Source organism: Planctomycetaceae bacterium (assembly GCA_039680605.1).
GTDB lineage: Bacteria > Planctomycetota > Phycisphaerae > SM23-33 > SM23-33 > JAJFUU01.
Window position 1 is genome coordinate 1 of record JBDKTA010000028.1, and the last position, 26,225, is coordinate 26,225.

At 64.7% G+C, this 26,225-nt stretch carries 22 protein-coding genes; 6 read left to right on the plus strand and 16 right to left on the minus strand.

The genetic code is table 11. The features are described from left to right. Positions 1-649 precede the first annotated feature (649 nt). Positions 650-1,225, plus strand: coding sequence for a response regulator (locus tag ABFD92_08860; GenBank protein ID MEN6504634.1), 576 nt, complete (start codon positions 650-652; stop codon positions 1,223-1,225). Here the strand turns inward: ABFD92_08860 and ABFD92_08865 are convergent. The 6 genes from ABFD92_08865 to ABFD92_08890 form a co-directional block, all read right to left on the minus strand. Continuing rightward, on the minus strand, positions 1,222-2,502 hold the full coding sequence (locus ABFD92_08865; protein ID MEN6504635.1) for an SLC13 family permease: 1,281 nt from the start codon (positions 2,500-2,502) through the stop codon (positions 1,222-1,224). The genes ABFD92_08860 and ABFD92_08865 overlap by 4 nt on opposite strands. A gap of 51 nt (positions 2,503-2,553) precedes the next feature. After that, a complete protein-coding gene (locus tag ABFD92_08870; GenBank protein ID MEN6504636.1) occupies positions 2,554-3,366 on the minus strand; it encodes an RNA methyltransferase in 813 nt (270 codons plus the stop codon). A 10-nt stretch (positions 3,367-3,376) separates the two neighbouring features. Beyond that, positions 3,377-4,033: an NAD(P)H-hydrate epimerase gene (locus ABFD92_08875; GenBank protein MEN6504637.1), complete on the minus strand. Its 657-nt coding sequence runs from the start codon at positions 4,031-4,033 to the stop codon at positions 3,377-3,379. 11 nt (positions 4,034-4,044) lie between these two features. After that, positions 4,045-4,377, minus strand: a complete 333-nt coding sequence (gene trxA, locus ABFD92_08880; protein ID MEN6504638.1) for a thioredoxin — start codon at positions 4,375-4,377, stop codon at positions 4,045-4,047. A gap of 651 nt (positions 4,378-5,028) precedes the next feature. Further along, positions 5,029-7,299, minus strand: coding sequence for a hypothetical protein (locus tag ABFD92_08885; GenBank protein MEN6504639.1), 2,271 nt, complete (start codon positions 7,297-7,299; stop codon positions 5,029-5,031). Between the two features lie 25 nt (positions 7,300-7,324). Continuing rightward, the gene (locus ABFD92_08890) at positions 7,325-8,719 is read right to left on the minus strand and encodes a trypsin-like peptidase domain-containing protein (GenBank protein MEN6504640.1); all 1,395 of its coding nucleotides are present in this window, start codon (positions 8,717-8,719) and stop codon (positions 7,325-7,327) included. 350 nt (positions 8,720-9,069) lie between these two features. On the opposite strand from ABFD92_08890, the gene ABFD92_08895 reads away from it, so the two are divergent. After that, positions 9,070-10,476 carry a metallophosphoesterase gene (locus ABFD92_08895; GenBank protein ID MEN6504641.1) on the plus strand — a complete coding sequence of 469 codons (1,407 nt, stop codon included), beginning with the start codon at positions 9,070-9,072 and terminating at the stop codon, positions 10,474-10,476. 24 nt (positions 10,477-10,500) lie between these two features. Here the strand turns inward: ABFD92_08895 and ABFD92_08900 are convergent, their stop codons facing one another. From ABFD92_08900 to ABFD92_08935, 8 genes are all read right to left on the minus strand, one after another. Beyond that, complete coding sequence (locus ABFD92_08900) at positions 10,501-11,748, minus strand: glycosyltransferase (GenBank protein ID MEN6504642.1); 1,248 nt, start codon at positions 11,746-11,748, stop codon at positions 10,501-10,503. 323 nt (positions 11,749-12,071) lie between these two features. Continuing rightward, positions 12,072-12,467: an Hsp20/alpha crystallin family protein gene (locus ABFD92_08905; GenBank protein MEN6504643.1), complete on the minus strand. Its 396-nt coding sequence runs from the start codon at positions 12,465-12,467 to the stop codon at positions 12,072-12,074. 23 nt (positions 12,468-12,490) lie between these two features. Beyond that, the gene (locus tag ABFD92_08910; GenBank protein ID MEN6504644.1) at positions 12,491-12,928 is read right to left on the minus strand and encodes an Hsp20/alpha crystallin family protein; all 438 of its coding nucleotides are present in this window, start codon (positions 12,926-12,928) and stop codon (positions 12,491-12,493) included. A 152-nt stretch (positions 12,929-13,080) separates the two neighbouring features. Next, positions 13,081-13,857, minus strand: a complete 777-nt coding sequence (locus ABFD92_08915) for a substrate-binding domain-containing protein (GenBank protein ID MEN6504645.1) — start codon at positions 13,855-13,857, stop codon at positions 13,081-13,083. Beyond that, entirely contained in the window at positions 13,854-14,765 is a 912-nt protein-coding gene (locus tag ABFD92_08920) for a substrate-binding domain-containing protein (GenBank protein ID MEN6504646.1), read from the minus strand. The genes ABFD92_08915 and ABFD92_08920 overlap by 4 nt, the downstream gene beginning before the upstream one ends. Further along, positions 14,762-15,427 carry an ATP-binding cassette domain-containing protein gene (locus ABFD92_08925; GenBank protein MEN6504647.1) on the minus strand — a complete coding sequence of 222 codons (666 nt, stop codon included), beginning with the start codon at positions 15,425-15,427 and terminating at the stop codon, positions 14,762-14,764. The genes ABFD92_08920 and ABFD92_08925 overlap by 4 nt, the downstream gene beginning before the upstream one ends. Further along, the gene (locus ABFD92_08930) at positions 15,424-16,257 is read right to left on the minus strand and encodes an ABC transporter permease subunit (protein MEN6504648.1); all 834 of its coding nucleotides are present in this window, start codon (positions 16,255-16,257) and stop codon (positions 15,424-15,426) included. The genes ABFD92_08925 and ABFD92_08930 overlap by 4 nt, the downstream gene beginning before the upstream one ends. Positions 16,258-16,311: 54 nt before the next feature. Further along, the gene (locus ABFD92_08935; GenBank protein ID MEN6504649.1) at positions 16,312-18,018 is read right to left on the minus strand and encodes an MFS transporter; all 1,707 of its coding nucleotides are present in this window, start codon (positions 18,016-18,018) and stop codon (positions 16,312-16,314) included. A gap of 448 nt (positions 18,019-18,466) precedes the next feature. Here ABFD92_08935 and rpmH point away from each other — a divergent pair, with 448 nt between their 5' ends. Next, positions 18,467-18,601, plus strand: coding sequence for a 50S ribosomal protein L34 (gene rpmH / locus ABFD92_08940; protein MEN6504650.1), 135 nt, complete (start codon positions 18,467-18,469; stop codon positions 18,599-18,601). Positions 18,602-18,739: 138 nt separating this feature from the next. Here rpmH and ABFD92_08945 read toward each other — a convergent pair whose 3' ends face one another. Together ABFD92_08945 and rpiB are read right to left on the minus strand one after the other, a co-directional pair. After that, complete coding sequence (locus tag ABFD92_08945; GenBank protein MEN6504651.1) at positions 18,740-19,780, minus strand: metallophosphoesterase; 1,041 nt, start codon at positions 19,778-19,780, stop codon at positions 18,740-18,742. After that, entirely contained in the window at positions 19,777-20,211 is a 435-nt protein-coding gene (rpiB, locus tag ABFD92_08950; GenBank protein MEN6504652.1) for a ribose 5-phosphate isomerase B, read from the minus strand. The genes ABFD92_08945 and rpiB overlap by 4 nt, the downstream gene beginning before the upstream one ends. A gap of 339 nt (positions 20,212-20,550) precedes the next feature. Between rpiB and tatA the strand changes: the two genes are divergently transcribed. From tatA to ABFD92_08965, 3 genes are all read left to right on the plus strand, one after another. Further along, complete coding sequence (gene tatA, locus ABFD92_08955) at positions 20,551-20,772, plus strand: twin-arginine translocase TatA/TatE family subunit (GenBank protein ID MEN6504653.1); 222 nt, start codon at positions 20,551-20,553, stop codon at positions 20,770-20,772. Between the two features lie 298 nt (positions 20,773-21,070). Continuing rightward, positions 21,071-21,943: a prolipoprotein diacylglyceryl transferase gene (lgt, locus tag ABFD92_08960; GenBank protein MEN6504654.1), complete on the plus strand. Its 873-nt coding sequence runs from the start codon at positions 21,071-21,073 to the stop codon at positions 21,941-21,943. Positions 21,944-22,055: 112 nt separating this feature from the next. Next, positions 22,056-26,090 (plus strand): PAS domain S-box protein, encoded by a 4,035-nt coding sequence (locus ABFD92_08965; protein ID MEN6504655.1) that lies wholly within the window; start codon positions 22,056-22,058, stop codon positions 26,088-26,090. Positions 26,091-26,225: the final 135 nt, after the last annotated feature.

Genomic DNA, 26,225 nt, shown 5'->3' on the forward strand with positions numbered 1-26,225 from the left:
AACGGGGAGGCAGGGACGCTCGCCGCCCCCTGCACCCCAGGCACCCCGGCAAAGGGCGAGGACATGACAACGAGCGGTAGCCGTCGAGGGCTTAGGCTCAGGACTGCACGTCCCGATTCGCACAACATAGTGCCACCGCCAGCCCGACCACTTGCCGCACGTTGTCGCAGCCTCGACCCCGCCAGCCGCCCAGGACACCGCGAGAAGGCCCACAACGGGGCGACACTCTGCGGACGGTGCCTGGGACGGCTTGACGGTCGGTCTTTCAATCCGTGCCCTCCTGACGCCCGCCAGGGGCACCGCCGACGTGCCCGCCGCCCAGCCTTGCAGCCAGCCGACGAGCAGCCCCGGCCAGAGGGTTGGCATCCGTGCCGATAGGCCCTCCATGGTTCACGCACTCGACCAGGACGGCCAGGATCGCAGCCGCCAAGTCGCCTGCCGCACCGGAATTCGCAGCGCTCGATTCCGAAACATGCGGTTTTCCCGACGATTCTTGACTAGTTCCAGTCCCCTTGGGGGTATGGACTGCGGCTCCGTGTGAACGCACGGGGCCGCATTTTTTTTGATGCACAAATGAATTGGCACCGGGCGAGTGCCGATTACTAAAGAGGCTTTCTGTTTCACAGTGGCCTCTGTTAAGGGCCGGCATATGAAAAAAGCACTCTCGACGTTGAAGATTGCGGGCATGCTCGGCGTGGCGGTGGCCTCGGTGTCTAACTGGATCGACCAGGGGCTCCTCAAGGCCGGGCGCACGCCGGGCGGGCACCGGCGCGTGCTGCCTGAAGACCTGATCACCTTCCTGCGCCGCCAGAACCTCCCCATCCCGCCTCAGATCATGCCCGCTCACCCCAAGGTGCTCGTCGTCGACGACGAAGAGCCCCTGGCGCAATGGATCGGCGAAATGATCCTGTCGCAATATCCCTCGTGCCTCGTTTCGCTGGCCCACGATGGTTACGCCGCCGGGGACATGGTGGCCTCGCTCAAGCCCGACGTGGTGATCCTCGACCTGCGCATGCCGGGCATGGACGGGTTCGAAGTGTGCAAACGGATCAAGTCCAAGCCCCACGCCACTCACACCTGCGTGATCGCCGTGACGGCGATGCACTCCCCCGACGTCGAGAAGCGCATCCTCCAATGCGGCGCGGGCGCCTGCCTGCCCAAACCCATCGACCCCGACGCCCTTCTGACACACGTGGAAGCCGCCCTGGCGCATTTTCCCTGCTAAGGCGCCCAGATCCACCAGACAACCGCACACGACGCCAGCACCGCGGCGATCGTGAAGGGGATGCCGATGGCCATGAACCGCCGGAAGGTCACGGGCATTCCCTGCTTTCGCAGCATGCCCACGGCCACAATATTCGCCGAGGCGCCGATGGGCGTGATGTTGCCGCCCAGGCACGACCCGACGAGCATGCCGAACATCAGCAGCGGCACCGGCATGTCCAGCGACTGGGCGACCTTGTCCACCACCGGAATCATCGCCAGCAGGAACGGCACGTTGTCGACAAAGCCCGAGACCAGCACCGACAGCGCCACGATGGCAGCAAAGGCGCTGAAGGGATGATCGCCCAGGACGGCCGACATGTTCGCTGCGATGACATCCAGGACCTTGGCCTCGCTGAGCCCGCCGACGACCACGAACACGCCGATGAGAAAGAACGTGGTGTCCCAGTCGAGCGAGCGGACCAGAAAGCGGCTCGAGCCCCACCGGGCGATCAGACGGAACCACACCAGCGCCACAGCCGCCAGCACCATCGTGAACGTCCCGGCCAGCCACACGAAACCCGGATCGAACAGGGAGGTGACGGACAACCCGGCCACCAGGGCGCCGACCAGGACCGTCGGCACCCAGGAGCGGACCTTTTCCACCGGGACGGTCTCAACGGCCTGGCGGTACTTTCGCAGCAGCCACGCCGCCACCACCAGCGAGGCGATCGCCCCGGCCTGCACGGCGAAGAAGATCCCCAGCTTGCCTTGGTAGATGAAGAAGTCCATGAACGACAGCTTCAGGTGCCCGGCCAGGATCATGCTCGGCGGGTCGCCGATCAGGGTGGCTGTGCCCTGAAGGTTGGAACTGACGGCGATGAGAATCATCAGCCGCACCGGCGAGATGTCCAGTTTCTTCGTCAGGCTGATAGCCACCGGGGCGATCAGCAGCACGACGGCGACGTTCTCGACGAACATGGAGATGAAGCCCGACAGGACACAGATGGCCAGCATCGCCCCGCGGGCGGTGCGCGTCTTGTCGACGAGCCACTCGGCCATCACCGCCGGCATGCGCGACTGCAGGAACACGTCGGCCAGCACCATCGTGCCAAAGAACAGCCCGATGACGTTCCAGTTGATTTCCTGGAACAGGGCCTCATGCCAGTGCAGCACGCCGGCCAGCACCAGCACCACCGACCCCGCGCAGGCGACGATCGAACGCCGCGTGGGAAACACCACGAACAGCGCGTAACAGGCCACGAAGATGCCCACGGCGGTCCATTGCTGTGAATTCATTGAGTCCTTCTCTAAACAAGCGCCGCGTCCAAGTCAACCCTGCCCGCGGATTCAGGGCTGAACCTGTGTGTAATGATAGAGGAACACCGCCGCCGCAACGGCTACATTCAGCGAATCGGTCCCCAGCTGCATCGGGATGACGACCTTGCGGTCGCACAGGGCGGCAAAGTCGGACCGCAGACCTTGGGCCTCGTTGCCAAACAGCAGCGCGGTTCGCCCGCCGTGGCGCGCCGAGGCCAGCGCCTCCGCGTCGTCAGCCAGAACCGCCCCCACTGCTTCAAAAGCGTGCGAGCCCTTGAGGGCGGCCACGTCGGCCGCCAGGTCCGCCGAACGCACGAGGTTGAGGCTGAAGATCGTGCCCATCGACACGCGGATCGACTGGCGGTAGAACGCGTCGCAGCAATCGGGGCCGACGATCACCATGTCGGCGCCGAAGGCGCTGCTGATGCGCAGCAGCGCGCCCATGTTGTCGGGCTTGGTGATTTCCGATAGCACCACCGCCGTGGCGCGTGGGGCCAGGCCGGCCGCAGCGGCTTCCAGCGTGACGGCCTGTCCGCGGCGGCCGCACGCGATGATGCCCAGGTGGAAATGGAACCCGACGATCGCGCTGAGCAGGTCCGCCGGGGCGATGTACACGGGCACCTCGGGCGGAACATGCGGGAGGATCTTGTCCGCCTGGCGGTCGGCCACCAGCACCGACTCGACGCCGTAGCGGCTGGCCAGCAGGCGTCGCACCACCATCTCGCCTTCGGCGATGAATCGCCCTTCCAGCCGCGCCAGCTCGCGATCTTTGAGATTGCGGTAGACGCCGATTCGCTCGTCGTCGATGGTCGTCACAAAATATGTCGCCGGCGATTCGGGCACGACTGGCTCTTCAGGTTCGGTACGGGACGCCGACGTCGGCCACGATCACCTCGCCGGTGAACTCAGCCGCGCCGGGCTCGTCGAAGCCCTTCTTGCGGGCGACGAAGGTGACGGTCATCACCGCCTTGACGACCGGACCGGTGGGCAGGCCGCTGTCGCAGTCCAGTCCGGTGGGGATGTCCACCGCCAGCACGGGACGGGCGGCGGCGACGATCTGAGCGACGGCCGTCGCGGCGGCGCCTCGCAGCGGCCCGCTCACGCCGGTGCCGCCAACGGCGTCGATGACCAGTTCGCACTCCGCCAGGCGCCCGCCCAGGTTCGCAACGGCGCTTTCGGTCAGGGCGTGGATCTCGTGACCCAGGGCCCGGATGGCTTTGAAGTTGACCAGCGCGTCGCCTTCGATGCGATCGATCGGCGAGATGATAAAGGTGGACACCACCGCCCCGCGCAGCGCCAGATGCCTGGCGGCCACAAAGCCGTCGCCGCCGTTATTGCCCGCCCCGGCCACCACGGCCACGCGGCGGGCGACGGGGCTGCCCAGGAACCGGCAGGCCGCGTCGGCGACCTGTCTGCCGGCGTTCTCCATCAGGATGACGCCGGGGATTCCGAGTTCCTCGATGGCCCAACGGTCGACAGCCCGCACGTCCTGTCGCGACAGAGCGGTCATGGCGAGGCTCGCTACATGGCCTCTTCGATGGCTTCTTTCAGATCGGCTTTCTGCTGGAGGCCGACGAACTTCTTGACGACCTGCCCGTCCTTGAAAATCATCAGCGTCGGAATGGCCGTGATACCGAAACGCCGGGCGGTTTCCTGGGCGCTGTCGGTGTCGAGTTTGGCGATCTTGGCGCGTCCGGCCAGATCGTCAGCCAACTGGTCGATGACCGGGCCAAGCATCTTGCAGGGCATGCACCACTCGGCCCAGAAATCCACCAGGGCGGGCACGTCGCTCTGGAGTATTTCCGCCTCGAAGTTGTCGTCGGTCAGTTCCACAACATTTTTGGAACTACTCATCTGGGCGGCTCCTGAAAAGGGTCACAGTTCTCACAGCGAATCATAGTAGCCCCCGTGAGCAAGTCAACAACATGTGGCGTAAAAACCCGCGAGCGGCAACCCCATACCCAACCGCGGCACGCCCATGGCGACCCGCGAAAAACAAAAACACGTGTCGCCATGCCACCCGTCGGCAAGTCACAGTTCGCCCTGCGCCCATGACCCTTCGTCGGAAGTCATCGGCGGTTTATGGGCCACAGAGCTGAGGATTTTGCATGTTTCATCCTTTATGGGTTTTGGCCCCGGAGGGGCCTTCGTGCTTAGCCCAGGGCGCCGGGCGAGCGTAGCGAGCCCAAGCCCTGGGAATGATGCGTAGATTCAATGAGCCCCGGAGGGGCGGCCGTGACGATGGCAGACAATTACGTCCGCCCCTCCGGGGCTCGATGCGGAGGGGACCTGAACCCAGGGCTTGGCCCTGAAGTCTGCTGTCGCAGCCTTCAGCCCTGCGCCCTGGGCTAAGAACGCTTTGCCCCTACGGGGCAAGGCAGCCTCGCTGAAGTTATGCAAGACTCTCAGCTCACAGAGCCAAGAAGAGCCGAAGACGGGGATCCTGCATCTCTTATGCCCATCTTCTCGTTGTTCTCTGCGTCTCTGTGGCCCAACTCAGCTTTTCTATTCGTCGCCGGCCTCTGCAGGCTGCTTTGCGGGCTCGTCGGCGTTCTGGGGCTTGGCCATCGGCGCAGCGGGCTTGCTGGCCGGTTGACTGGCGGCGCCGGCGAGGCTGATCTTCACCACGCGATTTCGGGTCATGCGAACGACGTCCAGGCGCAGTTCGTCCTGTCCGGTCAGGGCCTGGCAGAACTCCTTGGCCGAGCCGACAGGCTTGTTGTTCACGTGCGTGATGACCTCATAGGGCTTGAGCCCGCCGACCGAGGCCTTGCTGCCGGGCTCGATCTTGGCGCAGATCACGCCCGGGTCGCCGGGATTCTTGTGGAAGTACCGGCGCACTTCGAAGGTCATTTCGGCCACCGTCAGGCCCAGCGGCTCGCTCTTGTAGCGGGCGGCCGAGACGTAATGAGCGGGGCTGGGCTCGACGGTCATGGTCTTGCGCTGGAGCTTGCCGTCGGCAAAGTACTCGACGTCCACGTCCTTGCTGAATCCGATGTCGGTCAGGGCGCGGGTGATATTGTCCTCAGCCGGGGCCCAGGGCGTGGGAATCTCGTCAAAATACTGCTCGGGCACGCCGTCGAGGCGGGCCCACGGGAACGGCTGGCGGGAGAATGCATATTCCTGCACCTGGATTTCGATCGGCGCGGGACGGTCCTTGACGTGGAATCGCAGCAGCACGTCGCCGAGTTTGAGACCGATCTTGGCCGCGGGGCTGTCGGGGTAGACGTACGCCACCAGCGCGCCGCTTTGCCCGTCGTGCGTCAGATCGGAAACCTTGTTGATCCGCGCCAGCTCGGGGTCCATCGACTGGAGCACCACGCCCAGCCACGCCAGGCGGTTCTCCTGCTCTTCGGTCAGCGGAACGTTGCCCCCGTCGGAGGCGGCCACCAGGTCCTTCATCACGTCCTGCATGTGGGCCACGGGCGTGGTCTGCAATCCGCCGGAATACCGCCGCTCGGGCGCGCCGGGCTTGGGGCGGCGCGCCAGCGGAAAGGCCACGAGGCGGCCCTCGGGATCGAAAATGAAGTTGTTGTCATCAGGACCGGCCACGCCGGGGTAGACCATCCTCTTCCAGCCCAGGGCATAGCTCATGATGCGGCTGTGCATGTAATAGGGCACGAGGGCTTCGCCCTGGAGTCGCACCTCGGCCGAGAGCAGGGCCTGGCGCTGGTACTTCGTGATGTCCCGCGGCGACAGCGGCGCGCCGCCGGGCAGGGGCTTGTCGAGCTTGGCGACGAAGCAGTCATAATCCTTCAGCGAGGACTCGAACCGCCCGGCGAGTTCCTCGCCCTTGGGCGAGAACACGCTGACGCGTGCGAGGCGAGCGGTGATCTTGGGCGTCAGCGGCGCCAGCACCAGTACGGTCCGGTCGTCCAGCAGGACGCCCAGCACTTTTCGCTCGGTCTTTTCAGCGTCTTCCTCGCCGCGGTACCGCCCGCTCTGGCCGGGCATCTTCTTGGGGCTGCGGAAGCTCAGCGAAACCCGCAGCACCGTGCTCATGGCGTTCTTGCTGCACGTGGCCAGCAACTCCTCCATCTTCTTGCGGTCGTACATCTTCCACTGCAGGGGCGAGCCCTTCCACGAATCGTCCACCGGAAGCGAGCGGTCCATTACCACCGCTACCGGCGTTCCGGTCTTCGTCACGACCAGCGTTCCCGGTTCCCCCGGTGAAAGCTTCTTGTCCTTGAGGTTCACGTAGACCGCGTCTGAGCCGCCCCGCGAGCTCAGATACCACTCCGCATTGGTCTCGTCATATTCCACGACGCGGTACGGCCCCTTGGCGGCCGCGTCGAACACCAGCGGCTTGGCGCCGGTCAACGGTTTTTCCGTGTCGATAAAGACGCCGTCATGGTCTGCCGCGACGGCGGCGATGCTGGCCGGGACCACCTGCTCGCCAAATCGCACTTCGATCTTCTTGATGAATCGCGGGTGGATCATCAGGTCGTTGCTGACCACGCGGGTGGGCGAGATCACGTAGGCGGGCACCTCGATGGGGCGCTCCTGATCGAGCGACATTTCCGGTCCCAGCACGCGGATGCTGGAATTGGATCGCGGCGCCTCGCCCTTGTCGTACTGCACGGTGTATTCCACGCGGGCGACCGAATCGGCCAGCCCCTTGAGCACGTCTACGGCGGAGACTTCGGCCTCATCGGTGGCTGGCTGGCTCTGCGCCGCCGGGCCAAGAAAGGGGCACGCCCCGCCGTGGAACCACGTTACCGCCACCACGCCCGCGATTGCCGCCACGATGACTACCGCCGCCAGTGTCTTGCGCATAGTGTTGTCCTTGTTCCGAGAAGGGTTATTCTTTTTCATAGTCGCGGGAGAAGTCCACGACAATCTGCCGCGTCAGACCGTTGCGCATGATCGTGAACAGCGCCCGGTGCTTGACCGCCACGTTCTTGATCATCTCGGCGTGGATCTTCTTGAGGTCGTCGAGGGTCTTGACGTCGGCGCCTTCGACCTTGAGGATGATGTCCTGCCTCTCCAGGCCGGCCGATCCGGCGTTTCCGGGCCACTTGATCCCGTACACGAAGATGCCTTCCTTGCAGTAGAAGTACAGGTCTTCGTTTTCAAACTGGTTGATGGTCTTGATGGTCATGTCCCATCGCGGCAGGGCCAGCTCCTCGCCCTCGACCTTTCCCTTTTCGCGCGGGGTCAGGACGATGCTCATCGCCTTGCCCTCGCGCAGGATGTCGAACGTGGCGGGCTTGCCCTTGGCCAGCAGCCCCAGCACCTTGTTGACCGCGGGGAGATCTTCCTCGCGCATCGCCGTCAGGGCGGCGCCGTTGACCTTCAAAATACGGTCGCGCGCCTTGATGCCCGCACGCTGGGCCGGGCTCTCGGGGTCCGGGTCCGCCGCGATCACCCCGCTGTCGCCCTCAAAGTAGATGTTGCGGTTGAAGTCTTTCAGCGGCTGGAGCTGAAGCCCCGTCCACGACCAGTTGACCTTCTTGAACTGGCGAAGCTGCGCGACGATCAACTTGACCGTCGAGGTGGGGATGGCAAAGCCCAGGCCGTCGCTGCCCGAGGCCCCGCGGGCGTTGATGCCCACGACGCGACCTTCGGTGTCGACCAGCGGACCGCCGCTGTTGCCGGGGTTGATCGCCGCGTCGGTCTGCAGCCACAGGCTGTACTCGCTGTTGCCGCGAAGGTACCGCCGCGTGCAGGAGATGATCCCCTGCGAGACCGAGCGGCTCAGCCCGTACGGGGCGCCCATCGCCATGACGAAGTCGCCTTCCTTCAGCGCGTCGCTGTCGCCGAACTGCGCCCAGGGCAGGGCCGAGGCCTTGTCGGTCGGCGGCAACTGCAACTGCACCAGCGCCAGGTCGGTGTCCTTGTCCGAGCCAATCACCTTGGCGTCGACGCCGCGACCGTCGTACAGCATCGCGCGGACCTCGACGGCTTTGTCGATCACGTGCCAGTTAGTCAGCACCTCGCCCTTGTCAGAGATGATGACGCCGCTGCCGAAGGCTTCCTGCGTGACCTTGCGGCCCGATTCGTGCGTCTCGCTGAGCACCTTGATGAAGACCACGGCCGGGAAGACCTTGTCGGTGGCGCGGCGGATGATCTCGCGGAAATCCTGCACCGTCTGCTTGGGGGCAGGTTTCGACGCCGCCTGCGCCATAACGGCCGCCGGAAGGGCAAGAAACGCCAGGGCGGCCGAAATCACTGCAATGACACGCATCAATTTCATTGAAGACTCCTTCGCAGGAAGGCCCAAAATGCCCCCATGCTCACGGTGCCCTGAGGGCGTCAGTATCATGTATGAGAGTATCCTCCGCCTGGGCCATTGTCCACCGCTTTCATCGCCAGGGCGTAAGCTCCGTCAAAGGGGAAGAGCCGCCATGCCCTGAACTTCTCAAAAAGAAGAAAACCGAGGACGAGGACGAAACAGCGGATTAACCTCTGGACCTCTGCGTCTCTGTGTCGCAATTCCGTTGAGATTCGCACCGCCCGCACCAAAAGCGATTTGTGCCCGACGCGGCGTCGGTTATTGTAGTTGTAGCCACCGGTCCGGTCCCGCGGCCGAAGGAGAGCCTGACGATGCAGACCCTGATTATCGCAATGACTCTGCTGGCGACGCCTGCCTCACCCGCCCAGACGCCGCAGCCTCACGACCTTCTGGCCGGGGCTTCCTGGAAAGGCACCCAAGCCTCGTTCACCGTCGCCGATCCGCAGGCCTATGCCGGGCTGCTGACCACCGCCGCCGCTTCCATCAACGGTAAAGCGGTCGGCCCGCTGCTGGAGGGCATGGCGTATGAGAGCTATCCCGCCGACGCGGCGATGCTGGTCAAGGGCGCCAACGTGATCACGTTCCGTCCCGGCAAAGGCGCCAGAGGCGCCGCCCTCAAGTTGCTGGCCTACACCCCGCAAATGCTGGCGGTTGATTCCGGACCGATGCTCGGAGCCATCAGCAGCGACTTCTTCACCGTCACCTGCCGCACGAACTGCCCGGCGGCCGTCACCGTCACCGCCAGGCCCGTTGACCCCTCCGGCGGCAAGGAGACCTCTGCCTCGTCGCCGCGCGGATACTATCACCGCCTGAAGATTCCCCTGGCGCCGGGAGTGAAATCATTCGCCTACACGCTGAAGCTGACATCGCCGGCGGCTACCAAGACCGAAGGTCCGTACACGGTGAGAGTGCCCGGTGTCGGCGGCGGCCCGCTGCGGATTGCAGCCGCCGGGGACAGCCGCTCTCATCCGCAGGCGTGGGGCGGCGTGGCGGCGGCGATCGCCGCGGCCAAGCCCGACCTGGTCGTGCTGACGGGCGACTACGTTCACTACGGGCAGATCGACAGCGCCTGGGACAGCCAGTTTTTCGGCCCGGCCAAGGAAATGCTGGCGACCGTTCCGACCTACGGCGTTCTGGGCAATCATGATCAAAGCGCGACGGTCTTCTTCCAGATGTTCTACGGGCCCACGGGCCAGGGCAACACGCGCAACTGGTCGCAACAGTTCGGCGACGTGCTGCTGATCGGAATCGACGGCGGTCCGCGAGGCGCCTCGGCCAAATGGCTCCCCCCGGTCCTGGAGGCCAACACCACCGCCCGCTTCATCTTCCTGGCCAACCATTACCCCGCCTACTCCTCGGGCCCCCACGGCGACGAGAAGGGGCTGGTCACCAACAGCCGCAACCTGATCATGCCCCTGCTGGTCAACGCCGGCGCGACGGCCATGATCGCCGGACATGACCACGACTACGAGCGCAGCGAACCGCCCGGCGGCGTGGCGTGCATCGTCACCGGCGGCGGGGGCGCGCCGCTGTATAAGATTGATCCCAAAGCCGCTGCCAAGAACCCGCACTCGAAGTTCTTCAGCGGCGTGTACAACTACTGCATCTTCGAGATCGACGGCGACTCATGCACCCTCAAGGCGTACGATCTCGAAGGCAAGCTGCTCGACCAGGCCACCTACAAAGGCAGAGCCGCGGCGGCGAAAAAGGCCGGATGAGGAAATGCCATCGACCACAGCGGGTCAGGCGAACTCTTCAATCACCCGCACCGCCTCAGCGCAACCGTCTTCCGCTTTCATTTGCGCCCCGAGGCGAGCGGCCGCAACGGCCATCGGCCTGCTGTCGAGGCATTCGCTGATGCGCTGCGCCAGACGCCGCGCGGTCAGCTTTTGGTACGGCAAGGGCGGCGGCGCGGCCCCGTGCCCCTGCAGCACGCCGGCCCAGTATCCCTGGTCCATCAGGTGCGGCACGACGACCGCGGGCACGCCCGCCCGTGCCGCCGCGTGCGTCGCGCCCGCCCCGCCATGGATCACCACGCACGCCGCGTGCGGAAACAGCAATTCGTGCGGAATGTAGTCGACAAAGAGAACACGGCCGCCGCCTGTGTCGCCACCGAGCCCGGCCCAGCCTCGCTGCACCACGCTGCGGCAGCCGACCATCGCCAGGGCCTCGGTCACTACCGCCCCCAGACCCTCGGCCCGGCCAACGGCCATCGAACCAAAACTCACCACCACCGGCCGATCTTCGTGGGCAAGAAACTCCACCAGCGGCGGCGGGAGGGTGAAGTCCGGTTCGTCCAGCACCCATCGCCCGGTCCAGTGGAACGAGTCAGGCACGTCGGCGTACGGCGGCACCAGCGCCGGCGAAACGCCCACGAGATTGCACCGCGGCGAGAGGGCGTCGTAGAGCGTGAAGTGTACACGTTGCCCGCCCAGACTGCGGATCCGGCGGCGGTATCGCCGGGCATAAACGGCATTTTGGGCAAACTCCGCCAACTTCCACATCAGGCGATTGATCGCCGGGCCGAAGTTTGGCGCCCCCATCGGCGGCGCCGCGCCCGTCGGCAGCATCATCGGCGCCAGCACCACGCCGACCCACGGTATGCCCTGGCGGATGATCGCTTCCTGGGCGAACACGGCAGTGGGATGGCAGATCGCCACGTCGAAACCTTTGCACAGGGCCCGCACGTCGGCAAATTGACGCTCTGCCCCGCGCAGCATCAGGTCGCCGATCAGCAGATGCGTCTGGCGCAGCAGCGAACCGGTGCCCAGAAACCGAGCGAACACGTCTTCCAGCACCGCGTCGGTCAGGTCGTCCCCCACCGCCGCGAATTGCACGCCCGCACGGGCCGCCAGCGGCTCGAACCGCCCCGCCGTCGCCAGCACCGCCCGGTGCCCCGCCGCGTTGAGCGCGCGGCCGAGGGCGACGTACGGCTGTACGTCGCCCATCGAGCCCCAGGTAACCATCAGGATGTCGAGCGGCCGCGCCATAACCTCATCATACCGCGCGCCGCCAGGCCCCAGAGGGGCCTTCGTGCTTAGCCCAGGGCGCCGGGCGAGCGAAGCAAGCCCAAGCCCTGGGAATGATGCGTAAATTCAATGAGCCCCAGAGGGGCGGCCGTGAGGATGGCAGACAATTACGTCCGCCCCGCCGGGGCTCGATGCCGCGGGGACCTGAACCCAGGGCTTGGGCCTGAAGTCTGCTGTCGCAGCGTTCAACCCTGCGCCCCGGGCTAAGAACGCTTTGCCCCTACGGGGCAAGGCTGCCCCGCTGAAGTCTCCGCGATCTCTGCGGTGAAATCTCCGAGCTTGGCTTACTCGGACTTGATCTCGATCTTGCGCGTGGTGGCGGCCGTCGCTCGCGGCAGCGTCAGCGTCAGTACGCCTTCCTTGAACGAGGCCTCAATGCGGTCTCGATCGATCTCATCGCTGACGGCAAAGGCGCGGAAGTATTGCCCGCGGACAAAGCCGGCGTAGGTGGTGTTGTAGTGCGGTCCGGGGCCTTCGGCGCGGGCGTCGGCGTAGATGCTCAGCACGCCTTTCTCGACGCGAATGTCGATCGAGTCGCTCTTGGCGCCGGGCAGCTCCGCGGCCAGGACCGTCGTACCGTCCTTGGTTTCATACAGGTCGACGAGCGGGCTGAAGGTGTCTTCGCCCATCTCGCGGGGCATCGTTCCCGATTGAACCTTGGGATTGTCGTTCTTTGCCATGGTGTATCTCTCCTTGAGCGAGCTTACTGAACCGAAATCTGCTTGGGACGCGCCGCCTCGCTCTTGGGCAGGCGCACCGTCAGGAGGCCGTTGACCAGCGAGGCCTCGACCTTCTCGGCGTCGACGCGGTCGGGCAGCACAATGGTGCGGCTGAAGTCGCCGCTGCCGCGCTCGCAGCGCTGATACTTGACCTCGTCCTCGGCCGGAGCCTTCTTGACGCCCTTGATCACGAGAGTCTCGCCGGTGATGGAGATGTCCACGTCTTCGCGCTTCACGCCGGACATTTCGCACTCGACGATCATGTCGTCGCGGCCGTTGTACACGTTGACCGGCGGATACACGCCCCCGCCGATCTGCTGGCCCAGGGCCATCCCCTTGCCGAACAACCGGTCCAACTCGCGCTGCATGTACCGCAAGGAACTGAACGGATCAAACGCACCGGGAAATCGAAATATCGCCATGTTTGTACTCCTTACTTGCTAGGGAACCATTCACCCAAGGTTGGAGCAAAGCCAGTGCCAAAACAAAGCAGATGCCGCTGCAGCAATGATTTATGATATCCGCCCCGATTGAAGCTCATGCCAATCTGGCAGAAATACCGCCCCACAGCACCTCACAGCTTCTTTGTGCTGTATCCCGTTTCCTTAAAGATATCTTGTGCCTTTTGCCCGGCCAGGAAGGCCAGAAACCGCTTGGCGATCTCGGGCGACTTCGATGTCGACAGGCGCGCGGCCACTACGGGCGAAACCGGCGACTGTTCAGGCGGCAGGCGGATCGTCGCCACCTCGTCGCCCAGGGCGGCGGCGATGGCATCCCAGACGATGGCGGCATCGACGCTCTTCATCTTCACCCACACGCCCAGTTCGTTGACGGTCAGGGCTTCCTGCAGGCGCTGGGGCGGAATATGCACATCGGCCTGCGTCAGCATGATCGCTGAAGTGCGTCCTATCTGCGTGCTGGGATTCTTGCCCAGCCCGACTCGCAGATCGCCCGCGGCCAGATCTGCCAGGCCTTTAAGCGAGCGGGTCTTCTCGTTTTCCCTGCGCACAATGATGACCGGCACGAGGTACGCCACGGTCTGTCGCTGGACCACGCGCTCGGGCGCAAGTTCCTCCATCCGTTCGATGTACCATCCGTCGCCGGGCATAAAGAGGTCGGCGCGGCCGTCTTCCCGCGCGCGGGCCAGCACCTCGCCGCTGCCGCCGTAGTCGCACTCGACCTTGATCCCGCTCTCGGCCTGGAACGCGGCCGCCAGCTTATCCGCCACCGGGCGCAAGCCCGCGCCAGCATAAAGCCTCAGTGATCCCGCCTCGGGCGCGGAAGGGTACGTCAGCGCTATCGCAGCGATAGCGGCCCCGGCCATCAGCAGAGCAATCAGCGGTTTCTTCATGGCGCGCTCTGCGGCTGCGAGGCGGGCGCGACCTTAACGCCTTTGACGTATTCAGCCCGGCCGAAGATGTCCGACACCTTGAACGAGTGCTTCAGGAAGATCGGTTTGGCGGCGTCGGAGCGGACGAACTCGACGAACTTGAGGGCCTGCTCCCGGCGTTTGCTCGACGCCAGCAGCACCAGCCCGACCTTCACGGGTGTCAGGTAATAGCTCTTGCCGCTGGCGCTGGTGATGGCGTCGACGCCGGGGCGCGGCAGGGCGGCATCGATGTTGATGACGTCCAGATCCTTGCTCCGCAGCGCCGCCACCGCCTGCCAGACGATCGCGGCGTCGGCCTGGTTCATGATGACCTGGTTGGCGACCCACGAGCCACTGCGGTGCGTGGGGATCTTCTTGGTTTCGTTGAGCTTTGCAAAGTCGACCCCGCCGCGCGAGAAGATCGTCGGCAGCAGCCAGCCCATCGTCGAGTGCTCGTAGTCGGTCAGGTAGACCCGCACGTCGGGGCGCTGCAGATCAGCCAGCGACGCGATCTTCTTGGGGTTGCCTTTCTGCACGACCAGCACGGGCACCAGTTCGCCGACGGTCCAGACGTCGGTGCCCAACTTGCGCTGCACGCACTGGTCCATGAACGGATCATGCGCGACGTACAGGTCGCCCTGCTGGCCCATCTCGATCCTGGCCATCAGCTCGCCGGAATCACCGGAACTGATCTCGACCTTGCCCAAAGCGCCGCTCTGTTTGTCCTTGTCACTGAGCGACGCCCAGTAAGCCTCCGCCAGATCGTGAAACAACGGCGTCATGGTTCCACCGACCAAACACTGCGGACCAGGGGCCTTGGCCGGCCAGAGCACCACGACCAATGCGGCCAGTATCGCCGCGGCAAACAATACGGTAACAATGCGTTTCATCTCGTGGCGCTCCTCGATTCATCGGCCACCAGCCGCCCGCCGCTCATGACGCCCACGCGGTCGCCAAGTTGCTGAGCTTCGGCCGGATTATGGCAGATGTGAATCGTCGTTAGAGAGTACTGCTCGTGAACGCGTTTGAGCAGGAGGCTGATCGTTTCGCGGGTGGCTTCGTCCAGGGCGCTGATGGGTTCGTCCAGCAGCAGCAGTCGCGGGCGCCGCGTCAGGGCGCGGGCCAGGGCCACCTTCTGCCGCTCGCCCCCGCTGAGGCGCCCCACACGCCGCCCCAGCAGCGCGCTGACGCCCAGCCCCTCGGCCATCTCCTCGACGCGCTCGATAATTTCGTGGCGGCCCAGGCCCAGCAGGTCCAGCGCGAAGGCGATATTGCCAAAGACGTTCAGGTGCGGAAAAAGCCCGCCCTCCTGGGGCACATACCCGATCGCGCGGCGGCACGGATCGAAAGCCGTCACGTCGCGGCCGTCGATGGCGACGCGCCCGCTGACCATCTCCTGCAGGCCGCAGACGGCCTTCATCAGCAGCGTCTTTCCGGCGCCGGTGTGCCCCATGAGGATGAAGTACTGCCCGGCGGGAACGGACAGGCTGACGTCGTCGACGATGAAGTCGCCGGCCCGGAGCGTCACGTTGCTCAGTTCCAGGCCGTTCATACGATGTTGCCCTCCGGCGCCAGCCAGTGTACCAGCACCAGCGAGACGCCCGCCAGGGCGAGCATGACCAGGGCGATAGCCACAGCCGTGGCGATGTTGCCGGTGCTCAACTCCAGCCAGAGCGTGGTAGGCATGGTCAGCACTCGCGGGCCGGTGCCGACGAAGACCATGATCGGGGCGAATATCCCCAGCGCGCGAGCCCAGGCCATGACGCCCCCGGCGATCAGCCCGTTGCGCGCCAGCGGCGCCGAGACGCGGTAGAACGTCTGCCACGTCGTGCATCCCAGCACGCGCGAGACCTGCTCGAGGTTGGGGTCTACGCCGTTGAAGGCGGCCTTGGCCGAGCGGATGCAGTACGGCACGGCTACCAGGTACTGGCACATGACAATGCCCGCCCCGGAGACGGTCGAGAGGTTGGCGCTTTCCATGGCGGTGCGGATGAACTGTCCGAACCCGAAATTGAAGAACGCCAGCAGCGAGATGCCCGTCACCACCGGGGGCAGAACGATGGGCACGTCGACGAGGGTGTCGCAGAACGCCCGCAGCGGAAAGCGGTACCGGCTCAGGGCGTAGCCGATGGGAATGCCGGTGACCAACACAAGGATCAGCGTCGTCAGCGAAGTCGCCAGACTCATGCGGATGGCAAAGAGCATCTGGTCCCGCGTCAGCAGGTCAAGGATATCGCCCGGGCCGAAGGAACTGGAGAACAGATACCCCACATTGGCGGCCACCAGGCCCAGGATCAGCAGCACGAACAGCGTCAGCATCCCCCCGCACACGTAGTGCAGCGGCGAGCGGGACGACGAGGCTGAAGCGTTGCGATAACTCATGTAAATCTCTTACGCTTGTGAGGGCGACAATGGGACAAGTTTCCGTCGGCGACCTCAGGAGCCCCCCAGTTCCGGCGGGCCTCCGGGCGGGCTCTGCCCGCCGCTGTCGGCGGAACCGCGCCAGCCCAGGATCCGCAGCGGATAGAACAGGCGCGAGACGAGGTTGCTGTAGATGCCCGTCGTGACGTAGCGCATGATGTGGGTGACGCCGGCCGACCCGGGCTCGGGCATGGCCACCGCCATCGCCACCGCGCCCATCCGCGCCAGAAGACTCATCAGGAACGTCACGTGGTAGTTGTTCCAGACGAAAGGCCCCATCACGATGGGGCTGGTCTTGAGCCACTCGAACGCCCAGGCGAGGTAGCCGCCCAGAAGACTTCCGGCCAGACCGCCAACGCTGATGAGCACGGCATGCGTGGCGATGAAGCGGCTGCGCCCCCGCCCGTCGGCGAAGCTCAGGATGATGCTGTTCTGGGCCAGTTGCACGCCCATCCACCCGGTTCCGCCCATGAGCATCGAGGTGCTCATGATCAGCCAGGCCCCCACCGGCGCCTCCGGCGAGAGCCACGTCTCGCTGCCCCATCCGGTGACGCCATGGACCCACGCCGCCACGGCATTGATCGCCCCGGCGACGAACGACGGATTCGGCGTCAGCGGGCTGGCCAGGAAATACGGCATCACCGACAGCACCGTCAGACAGCCGCCGAAGATCAGCACCGGACGCCTTCCCCAGCGGTCGATCAGACGCCCCCAGCCCTTGCACCCGATCAGCCCCACCACCGGCGCCAGGATCATGAACAGTCCGTCGGTCCCGGTCTGGCTGAACTTCAACCGCTCCAGAACGTCCAGCCACATGAACTGGCTGCCGAGCATGGCCGCAAACGTGATGATCATCCCGTACGTGACGTAGTAGCGGAAGCTGCGGTCGCGCATGGGCAGGACGATGTACTGGGCCATCTGGGCAATCGAGCCGCCCAGCGAGAGCTTGCCCGTGCGCGAGGGCAGGGTGCCGGGCACTTCGGCGTCGCTCTCGCGGCTGCTCGGGACGATCTCCCGCAGGCGGCGGAAGAGCAGGATGTCCAGCGTGCCCATGACGGCCGAGAAGACGAAGATCCCGCAGACGCACCAGAACAGCAGCGGCTGATGCTCCATGGTCATGGGCAGTTTCTGCCCGTCGCTGCCGAAGCGGGTCAGGCTGTCCAGCGCCACCGCCAGGACGATCGCCACGGGGATGTTCACCAGCAGCGACAGGCGGCTGCGATGGGCGAAGTATCGCCCGCGGATTCGCCGCGGGATCAGGTCGCCCATCCACGTCCACCATGCCGGCACGGACAGGGCGGCCAGGAAGGCGCTGGCCAGCATCACCGCCTGCATGGTCCACACCGCCCATCGCGCTGGAAGGGAGGGAACCCACGCCAGCATCGCCACCAGCGGGATCAGCGCCACCACCGCGTACAGCACGCGGCTGACGGTGGCGAAGTCCAGGAACTGGTGCTTGGTCAGACCCGTGCGCTCGATCAGCAGCGCGGCGATCAGGTTGCCCAGCGTCGCCAGAAACGGCAGACCGGCCAATAGGCCGAAGTCGAAGTCGGTGAACCCCAGCGCGCGGCAGAACAGCGTGACGCGGCTGCCCGTCACGCAGACCATCCACACCGTTCCGAACATCCAGGCCGCCGTGACCGTGCGCAGGGCGGTCCGCAGCTCCGGGCCGCGAACCGCCAGGGCGGGAACCTCATCGTATGATTTATGACGCCACGACATAAAAACAGTAATCGATCCCCAAGCGGTAGCCGGGGCAAGGCGTGGGAGCAATCCCATGACCCTGAACGGACAGTAGAGAGCATTCCGACCGTCTGCTCAACACTTTTTGTGCCCGTTAATGGTTCACCCTCGCCGGTGGAATATCGCCCCGCGGCGTCTGCGTATCTCCTCCGTTACCGATGGGGGAAAAGTCGCGGCGGAGGCACTAGATGAAGAAGTAATTCGTTGTGTGAATTACTTCTTCATTTGAGGCGGAGTACCCTGCCCAGCGCAAGTATTCATCAAAGCCACACAACGGCTTTGATAAATACTTGGTGCCTCCGCCGCGACTTTTTCCCCATGACTGAGGCATTACGCGTCTGCGACTTTTTGCCTTGAAAGCCGCCGGCAGAGGGAGTATAGTGCCCGGCTCGCGATACGTTATGCAGTCCACAGCAGAAGGTGATTCATGCATTACAACCATAGAATGTCCGCACGCAAGCGTGCCCGCAAGAGTGGTTTCCGTGCCCGCATGCGAACCGCCAACGGGCGCAAACTCATCAGCAGAAAACGCCGCGTCGGCAGAAAAGTCCAGGTCGTCTAAGCAGGCGGGGCTGCGCTGCGTGCTCTTGAGCGCTCCTGCCCCTGAAGGATTTGCCGCGCCAGGGGCGGCTCCCTCACCGGTTCGACCGCCGGGCGATGCGCAGCCGCGGCGGGTTGCCCCGTTGCCTGAGGCTTTGCGTCACTTCTTTTGCGGAATCAGATCGATGATCGGCACCTGCGGTCTGCACAAGAATCGCACCCGCGGCGCTCGACCGCGCTCCAGACCGATGCCCCGCGAGACCACCAGCGTTCGCCCGCGGCCGATATCGCTCAGACCCGCCGCCCAGCTTCTGGGGACGGTACTGAACGTGATAATCGGCCCCCAGAATGGCAGGCGCACCTGTCCGCCATGCGTGTGCCCGGCCAGCAGCAGGTCGGCGTTAACGTCGCCCAGGGCATAGTCGGGCCGGTGTCCCAGAACGATGCGGAACGCCTGACAAGGCGGAATGGAGGCCGCGCGCGAATCTTCCTCCGACAGCAGCGTCAGCCGCACCTCGCCCAGATCTATCGACCTTGTGCGCTCGGCCGTCACGATCTCCAAGCCTTCGAACGATTTGATCCAGTCCTCGTCGTCTATGTTGCCGCGCACCGCAAAGCAGCCCAGGGGAGCCTTCAGGTTCGCACGGCGCAGGACGTCGTTGAGGGCTTGGACCTGCACGGTGCGCCCACCGAACTCTTCATGAATATAATCGCCGGCGAAGAGGATCAGGTCGGGCTTCTCCTCCGCAACGCGCCGCAGCACGTCCTGCTCGTAGGGGCCGATGTTGTCGGTCTGGATGTCGGCCAGCAGCGCGATGCGCAGCGGCTTGGTGATCTTGGACGAGCGGACCTGGTAATGCGTGATATCGAGCCACTGCGGCTCGATCAGGAACGCCTCCGCGCCCGCCCAGCCCACCACCGCCGCCAGCAGAGCGTGAGCGACCGCCACACCGCGGCGCCTTCGCCACGACAGCACCGCCACGGCAGCAAAGTACACCAGGCCCGCCGCAACCAGCCCCGACCCCGCCAGCGTCGCTGTGGCGAATCTGTGCCCATCGGCCAAGACCATCGCCGCAACCAGATCCAGCGCCCCCAGCAGGGCGATGCACCCCGCCCGCAGCGTGCGGGTGTTATAGCGTGACACGGCGTATCCGCACGCCAGCGCCGCCGTGCCTACGACGAGCAGATGGATGGTAATCATGAACCGCCGTCCATCATCGCGATGCGGCGGGCATGGCGGCCGCCGTCGAAGGGCGTTTCCAGCCAGACTCGCACGATCTGCAGGGCCAGGTCGAGGCTGATCGTGCGGGCGCCCAGCGAGAGCACGTTGGAATCGTTGTGACGCCGGGCCAACTCGGCGGTTTGCACGCTCCAGCACAGGGCGCATCGCACGCCGGCCAGACGGTTGGCGACCATCGCCTCGCCGTTGCCGCTGCCGCCCAGTACGATCGCCCGGTCACAGCGCCCCTGCGCCACGGCCAGGGCGGCGGGGCGAACGAACTGCGGATAGTCACAGGGCTCGGCCGAGAACGTGCCGAAGTCTTCGACCTCGATGCCTTGATCGCTCAAGAAGGCCTTGATCGCTTGCTTGTACTCGAACGCGGCGTGGTCGCATCCCAACGAGATCTTCATTTACATATCCTCTGGCATAACTCAGTTACGCGGGGAAAGTCGCGGCGGAGGCACTAAATGAAGAAGTAATTCGTTGTGTAAATTACTTCTTCATTTGGGGCCGTGTACCTCACCATCGCAAGTATCTATCAAAGCCACACGACGGCTTTGATAAATACTTGGTGCCTCCGCCGCGACTTTTCCCCCCATGACTGAGACATTGATGTAATTGTAGCGGAACTTCCGCGCCGGTAGAACCCCGCCGTCGGGCCATGTGTATAATAACTTACGGCGTTTGTTTCCCCGCCGCCGATAGGTTACACTAGAGGCACTATCAGAGGACTTGCGATGAATAATGTCATGCTTGCTGTATTCGGCCTGGGCGCCCCCGAGGTCGTTCTGGTTCTGCTGGCGGCGCTGCTGCTGTTCGGCGGCAAGAAGCTCCCGGAACTGGCCCGAGGTCTCGGTCGCGGTCTGCGACTGTTCAAAGACGAGATGGCCGGCGTCAAGAATTCTCTGGACGAAACCACCCCCCCCGCCGCCAAAGACGCCGAGCACAAATCCGAACCGCCGGCCAAGTAACTCAGGCGGGATAGATCAAGCCCCAGAGGTCATTGGGGACTCCGAGGATGTTAGAAGATAAGACAGTCTTTTTCCTCTCCGATCCCATCACCCTCAGCGGCTGATTCGTCCTCGTCCTCGTCGCTTGCCACGCCGTAGCCTCCGGAGAAGGCGGGTCGGTTTTTGATCTTCCTCTTCTTCTGGGCCTCTGCGTCTCTGTGTCGCAATTGCTCCGCAGGTCGCAATAGAACCGGCGGCGATTTGGTGCTATCATCGGGGATTACCCCGGCGGCACGGGCCGCCCATGAGGAGTTCTCGAGTGCTTGCGTTTGTTTGGGACCTCGACCCGGTGCTGATCGACTTTGGACCTGTCCAGATCCGCTGGTACGGGCTGGTGTTCGTCGTGACGCTGGCGATCGCGTTCTGGTTCTGGCGCCGCCAGATGCTGCGCGGCGGGCACAGTGCGGCCTTGACCGATCAGTTCATGGTCTGGGGCGTGGTGGCCACGTTTGTCGGAGCGCGGCTGGGACACTGTTTGTTCTATGAACCCGAGGTCTATCTGCGCGATCCGTTGCGGATCCTGTTCTTCTGGAAAGGCGGACTGGCCAGCCACGGAGCGATGATCGGTCTGTGCCTGGCGTTGATCCTGTTCGCCCGCAAGCATCACCTGCGGGTGCTGGAGTTGACGGACCGCTTCGCGATGTCGGCGGCGGTCGGGGCGGCGGGCATCCGCCTGGGCAACTTTCTCAACTCCGAGATCGTCGGGCGCGTCACGAACGTGCCTTGGGCAGTGCAATTCACGCACTACCAGGGCCCCGGCGGAATGATGGAAAATCCGCCCCTGCCGCGGCACCCGTCGCAGCTCTACGAGTTCGCCATGGGCCTGACGGTGCTGTTGGCGCTGGTTCTGGCCGACCGCTGGGCCGGCCGTGAGAAACGCCCGCTGGGATTGCTGACAGGCCTGTTCCTGGCGCTGTACTCAGCCGGTCGCTTCGGCGTTGAATACTTCAAGGAGTTCCAGGTTGACAGCAGTTGGGAGTCCGTCATCACCATGGGCCAGATGCTCTCGCTGATCCCCCTGCTGGCCGGAGCGGCGCTGCTGGTCTGGGCATGGCGGAAGAGACTGCCCACAGAGCCAGTCAAGGTCGCCGTCGCCCCACCGCAAACCAAACGCCCCCGACGCCGCCGATAGGGGTTTCCCCTACCATAAAATCAGCCTTTTTCCGATTCCCAAACGATACGGTTCAAGTTAACTTTTACCACGCGTGTTCTTTCCTGCCTGTCTTTCGCACGGGACAACTGCAATGACCTTTTTGAACTCCGCCGCTAAGCCCGTACCAGAACAGCGCCGGGAGTTCTCTTCGTGGCCGAGCCGCTGGGCCTGGCTGCCCATTCCGGTCATGCTGGGCCTGATGCTGATCTTCTGGATTGCCGACCTGCAGACGGGGCATGAATCGCCCCTTGCACTGATGGCTCTGAACTTCGTCTTCTCGACGCTGGCGTCCCTGGCGGTGGCGTTTATAGCCGCGCGGGGTTTCCTGGCCGGCGGTTCGCCGGGAATGCTGCTGTTGGCCTGCGGGGTGCTGATCTGGGGACTGGGGTCCGCAACCGGCGTTGTCGCTGAAGTGGATTTCGGTCTGGGTCGCATGGACGGCAACGGCATCGTCACGATTCACAACATTTGCGTATGGATTTCGGCCTTGTGCCATCTGGCGGGAGTTGCGCTGCTGCCCAGAGATCTGCGAGCCATGCGTTCGCGGGGCCTGTGGTTGGGCTTGGGCGTTATCGTTGCGGCAGGGATGGTCGCGGCCGTCGCTGGGGCAACGCTCGCCGGATGGTTTCCTGTGTTCTTTGTTCAGGGCGTGGGCGGGACGCTGCCGCGCCAGGTGATGTTGGGTTCGGCCATCTCCATCTTTGTGGTCAGTGCCAGTCTGCTCAGGGCAGGCGAGAGGGAAACGAAGTCGTCCTTCGCATATTGGTACGCCTTGGCGTTGGTGCTGCTGGCGACGGGGTTGGCGGGCGTGATGATCCAGTCTGTGAAAGCGGGGTGGCTGGGCTGGACAGGGCGCGCGGCGCAGTTTCTGGGCGGGGCGTACATGCTGGCGGCGGCCATCGCGGCGCTGCGAGGGTCGAGCATGCGGAGGATCGGCCTGGATGTGGCGACAGGGCAAGCCCGGCACCAATACATAGTAGCCGTCATGATCGTCGTGGCCTCGGCGGCGGTGCGTCTGACGTTTCTGCAGAAACTGGGGACCGAGGCGCCGTTTGTGGTCTTCTTTCCGGCGATAGTCCTGGCGGCGCTCTATGGCGGTTTTGGGCCGGGAATAACGGCTACGATCCTCTCGGCGTTGATGACAGAGTTCTTCTGGATCGAGCCGGTCGGGCAGTTCTCCATTGGGTCTGCGGCCAATTTGCTGATCATGGGCATCTTCATCGTCGGGGGCATCATGATCAGCGGCGTTACCGAGGCGTTGCTTCGCGCCCACACCCGTGCGCGGGGCGAGCTCAACCGCCGCACGGTGCAGGCGTTGCCCGCGCACATCGCCGTGCTCGACGCCCGCGGGCGCATCGTGGCGGTCAATCATGCCTGGACGGAATTTGCCCAACGCAACGCCGCGGGAAACTCGCCCTCGGTGGCGGCCGGGGCGGATTACCTGCAAATCTGCCGCCGTGCCGCTACCGAGGCCGATGATGACGCGGCACGCGCGCTGTCGGGCATCGAGGCGGTCCTGTCAGGGCGGTCCAGACTCTTCACGATGGAATACCCCTGCCACAGCCCGTCTCAGGAGCGGTGGTTCCACATGACCGCCGTGCCTCTGGAGGGCGACGACGGCGGCGCCGTCATCACGCACCTCGACATCACCCATCGCAAAGAGGCCGATGAAGCCCTCAGAGAAAGCTGGCGGCAGCAGGACCTGCTCTTTCAGTCGGCCGCCGACGGCGTGGTCATGCACGAGGTGATGCCGGAGGGCTCTTACGGTAGTTTCATTCAGGCCAATCCGGCCATCTGCCGGATGCTGGGTTACACGCATGAAGAGATGCGCGGACTTTCGCCCGTGGATATTCTCCCCCCCGGGCAGAAGGTGCTCAGGCCCCAGGAACGAGATATCCTGGCGCAGGAGGGAGGCGTGATCCACGAGAAAGTGCTCATCGCCAAGGATGGCAGGCAAGTCCCGGCCGAGATTACGTCCCAGGTGTTACACCACGACGGCAAACGGATGGCCGTTTCGGTCATCCGCGATATCACCGACCGCAAGCAAGCCGAGGAGAACCTGCGCACGGAGAACCGCCAGTTCGAGCTGGCCAACCGGGTCTTGCGCGCCTTTGCGGAGGACCCCGACGACGTGCTGTTCGATCGGGCGTTGGCGGCGGTGCAGGAAGACATGAACAGCGCTCACGGCATATTCGGGTATATCGCCGAACCCGGCCACCTGATCTGCCCGAGCCTGTCGAGGATTCTCGGCGCCTGCGAGGTCGCCGGCAAGTGCATCCACTATCCGCCTGAGAAGTGGAAGGGGCTGTGGGCCCGCGCGTTGAAGGAAAAGCGATCGATCTACACCAACGAGGCCCCGCCCGTGCCGCCGGGACATGTAATCATCCACAACAATCTGGCCGCCCCCATCCTCTTCCAGGGCGAGCCGGTCGGACTGCTGAACCTGGCCAATAAGGAAGGCGGATACACCGAAGAAGACCGCCGGACGCTGGAAGGCATCGCCGCCCGCATCGCGCCTGTTCTCTATGCCTGGATTCAGCGAAAGCTTCGGGAGGACGACCGCAAGCAGGCCCAGCAGGCCCTGCTCCAGGCCAAGGAAGACCTCGAACGGCGGGTCGCCCAGCGAACGGCCGCACTGGTCGAGGCGGGCGAAACCCTCAAGACCGAACGCCAGCGACTCTACGACGTGTTGGAGACCCTGCCCGCTAACGTGGTGCTGTTGACGGCGGATCACCGTTTTGTCTTCGCCAACCGTCACTTCAAGGACCGCTTCGGCCAGCCCAACGGCAAGCGATGTTACGAGCTTTTTCAAAGCCGCAGCGAGCCCTGCGATGACTGCCAGACCTTCGTGCCGATGAAGACCCACGCGCCGAACCATTGGAAGCGCACGGCCGCCGACGGGCGAGACTATGACGTCTCGGACTTTCCCTTCACCGACACCGACGGGACGCCGCTGGTGATGGAGATGGGCATCGACGTGACCGAGCGAAACTGCGCCGAACGCGCCCTGCGCGGGCGAACCGACCAACTACGCGCCCTGGCGTCGGAGCTGACGCTGACCGAGCAGCGCGAACGCCGCCGCCTGGCCGAGGTGCTCCATGACGGGCTCCAGCAGTTGCTCGTCGGCGCCAAGTTCCGCCTGGCGATGCTGGAACGATCGACCGATCCCGCCATCCGCACCGCCGTCGCCGGCATCGACGAGCTGGTGTCCGAGTCGATCCAGACCTCCCGCTCTCTGACAGCCGAACTGAGCCCGCCGATCCTTTACGAGGGCGGACTGGTCGCGGCGCTGGAGTGGCTGGCCCGGTGGATGCAGGACAAGCACGCCCTGACCGTCGACATCGAGGCCCCGCAGGTCGCGCCGGAACTCTGCGAGGAGGTGACGGTGCTGCTCTTCCAGGCCACAAGGGAGCTGCTGTTCAACATCGTCAAGCACGCAGGCGTCTCGTCTGCGGCCGTGAAGGTGACGCGGTCTGATGGAACCGTCACCATCCACGTCGCCGACCAGGGCAACGGGTTCGACGCCGACGCCCTGCGCGCCCAGGGCAGGACCGCCGGCGGGTTCGGTCTCTTCAGCATCTCCGAACGCATCGACCTGCTGGGCGGGCGGATGGAGGTCGACTCCGCCCCGCGGCAGGGCAGCCGCTTCACGCTGACAGCCCCCGTGGCGGCGTCCTGCCCACTGCCGGAGCCCCAAAAGGCGCACGCCCGGATGTCGGCGGTGATTCCGCCGCGCGCAAAGGCTCACGAGGGGCGCATCCGCGTCGTGCTGGTGGACGACCACAACGTCATGCGCCAGGGACTGGCCGCCCTGCTGCGCGAAGAAGCCGACATGGTCATCGTCGGCGAGGCCGGCGACGGGCACTCGGCCGTCCAACTCGTGCAGCAGGTGCATCCCGATGTGGTCCTGATGGACATCTCGCTGCCGGGGATGAACGGCATCGAGGCCACCCGCATGATCCACTCGCAGATGCCCCATGTGCATATCATCGGACTGTCGATGTTCGAGAAGGTCGAACAGGCCGCCGCCATGCGCGCCGCCGGCGCCAGCGACTACCTGACCAAAAGCGGCGCCTCCGAAGCCCTCGCCGCCGCCATCCGCGCCTGCGTCGGTCCGCGGAATTGATTCCAACCGTTAGCCCAACTTCCGCAGTTATAGATTTATGCAGATTATTTTCGGTCGATTTGTGCAGGAATGGCGGTGCAATGGCGGCATTCTGCTACCCCAAAGGGTCTTTTCACTTGTTTTGGATCCGATCAG

Bases quoted from the DNA above. Each gene is read 5' to 3' on its own strand.
- ABFD92_08875 (MEN6504637.1), bottom strand. From the start codon at position 4,033: ATGACCGCTCTGTCGCGACAGGACGTGCGGGCTGTCGACCGTTGGGCC.
- ABFD92_08965 (MEN6504655.1), top strand. From the start codon at position 22,056: ATGACCTTTTTGAACTCCGCCGCTAAGCCCGTACCAGAACAGCGCCGG.
- ABFD92_08915 (MEN6504645.1), bottom strand. From the start codon at position 13,857: ATGAAGAAACCGCTGATTGCTCTGCTGATGGCCGGGGCCGCTATCGCT.
- ABFD92_08935 (MEN6504649.1), bottom strand. From the start codon at position 18,018: ATGTCGTGGCGTCATAAATCATACGATGAGGTTCCCGCCCTGGCGGTT.
- ABFD92_08925 (MEN6504647.1), bottom strand. From the start codon at position 15,427: ATGAACGGCCTGGAACTGAGCAACGTGACGCTCCGGGCCGGCGACTTC.
- ABFD92_08890 (MEN6504640.1), bottom strand. From the start codon at position 8,719: ATGAAATTGATGCGTGTCATTGCAGTGATTTCGGCCGCCCTGGCGTTT.
- ABFD92_08905 (MEN6504643.1), bottom strand. From the start codon at position 12,467: ATGGCAAAGAACGACAATCCCAAGGTTCAATCGGGAACGATGCCCCGC.
- tatA (MEN6504653.1), top strand. From the start codon at position 20,551: ATGCTTGCTGTATTCGGCCTGGGCGCCCCCGAGGTCGTTCTGGTTCTG.
- ABFD92_08910 (MEN6504644.1), bottom strand. From the start codon at position 12,928: ATGGCGATATTTCGATTTCCCGGTGCGTTTGATCCGTTCAGTTCCTTG.
- ABFD92_08930 (MEN6504648.1), bottom strand. From the start codon at position 16,257: ATGAGTTATCGCAACGCTTCAGCCTCGTCGTCCCGCTCGCCGCTGCAC.
- ABFD92_08895 (MEN6504641.1), top strand. From the start codon at position 9,070: ATGCAGACCCTGATTATCGCAATGACTCTGCTGGCGACGCCTGCCTCA.
- rpmH (MEN6504650.1), top strand. From the start codon at position 18,467: ATGCATTACAACCATAGAATGTCCGCACGCAAGCGTGCCCGCAAGAGT.
- ABFD92_08900 (MEN6504642.1), bottom strand. From the start codon at position 11,748: ATGGCGCGGCCGCTCGACATCCTGATGGTTACCTGGGGCTCGATGGGC.
- ABFD92_08920 (MEN6504646.1), bottom strand. From the start codon at position 14,765: ATGAAACGCATTGTTACCGTATTGTTTGCCGCGGCGATACTGGCCGCA.
- ABFD92_08885 (MEN6504639.1), bottom strand. From the start codon at position 7,299: ATGCGCAAGACACTGGCGGCGGTAGTCATCGTGGCGGCAATCGCGGGC.
- ABFD92_08865 (MEN6504635.1), bottom strand. From the start codon at position 2,502: ATGAATTCACAGCAATGGACCGCCGTGGGCATCTTCGTGGCCTGTTAC.
- ABFD92_08945 (MEN6504651.1), bottom strand. From the start codon at position 19,780: ATGATTACCATCCATCTGCTCGTCGTAGGCACGGCGGCGCTGGCGTGC.
- ABFD92_08860 (MEN6504634.1), top strand. From the start codon at position 650: ATGAAAAAAGCACTCTCGACGTTGAAGATTGCGGGCATGCTCGGCGTG.
- trxA (MEN6504638.1), bottom strand. From the start codon at position 4,377: ATGAGTAGTTCCAAAAATGTTGTGGAACTGACCGACGACAACTTCGAG.
- rpiB (MEN6504652.1), bottom strand. From the start codon at position 20,211: ATGAAGATCTCGTTGGGATGCGACCACGCCGCGTTCGAGTACAAGCAA.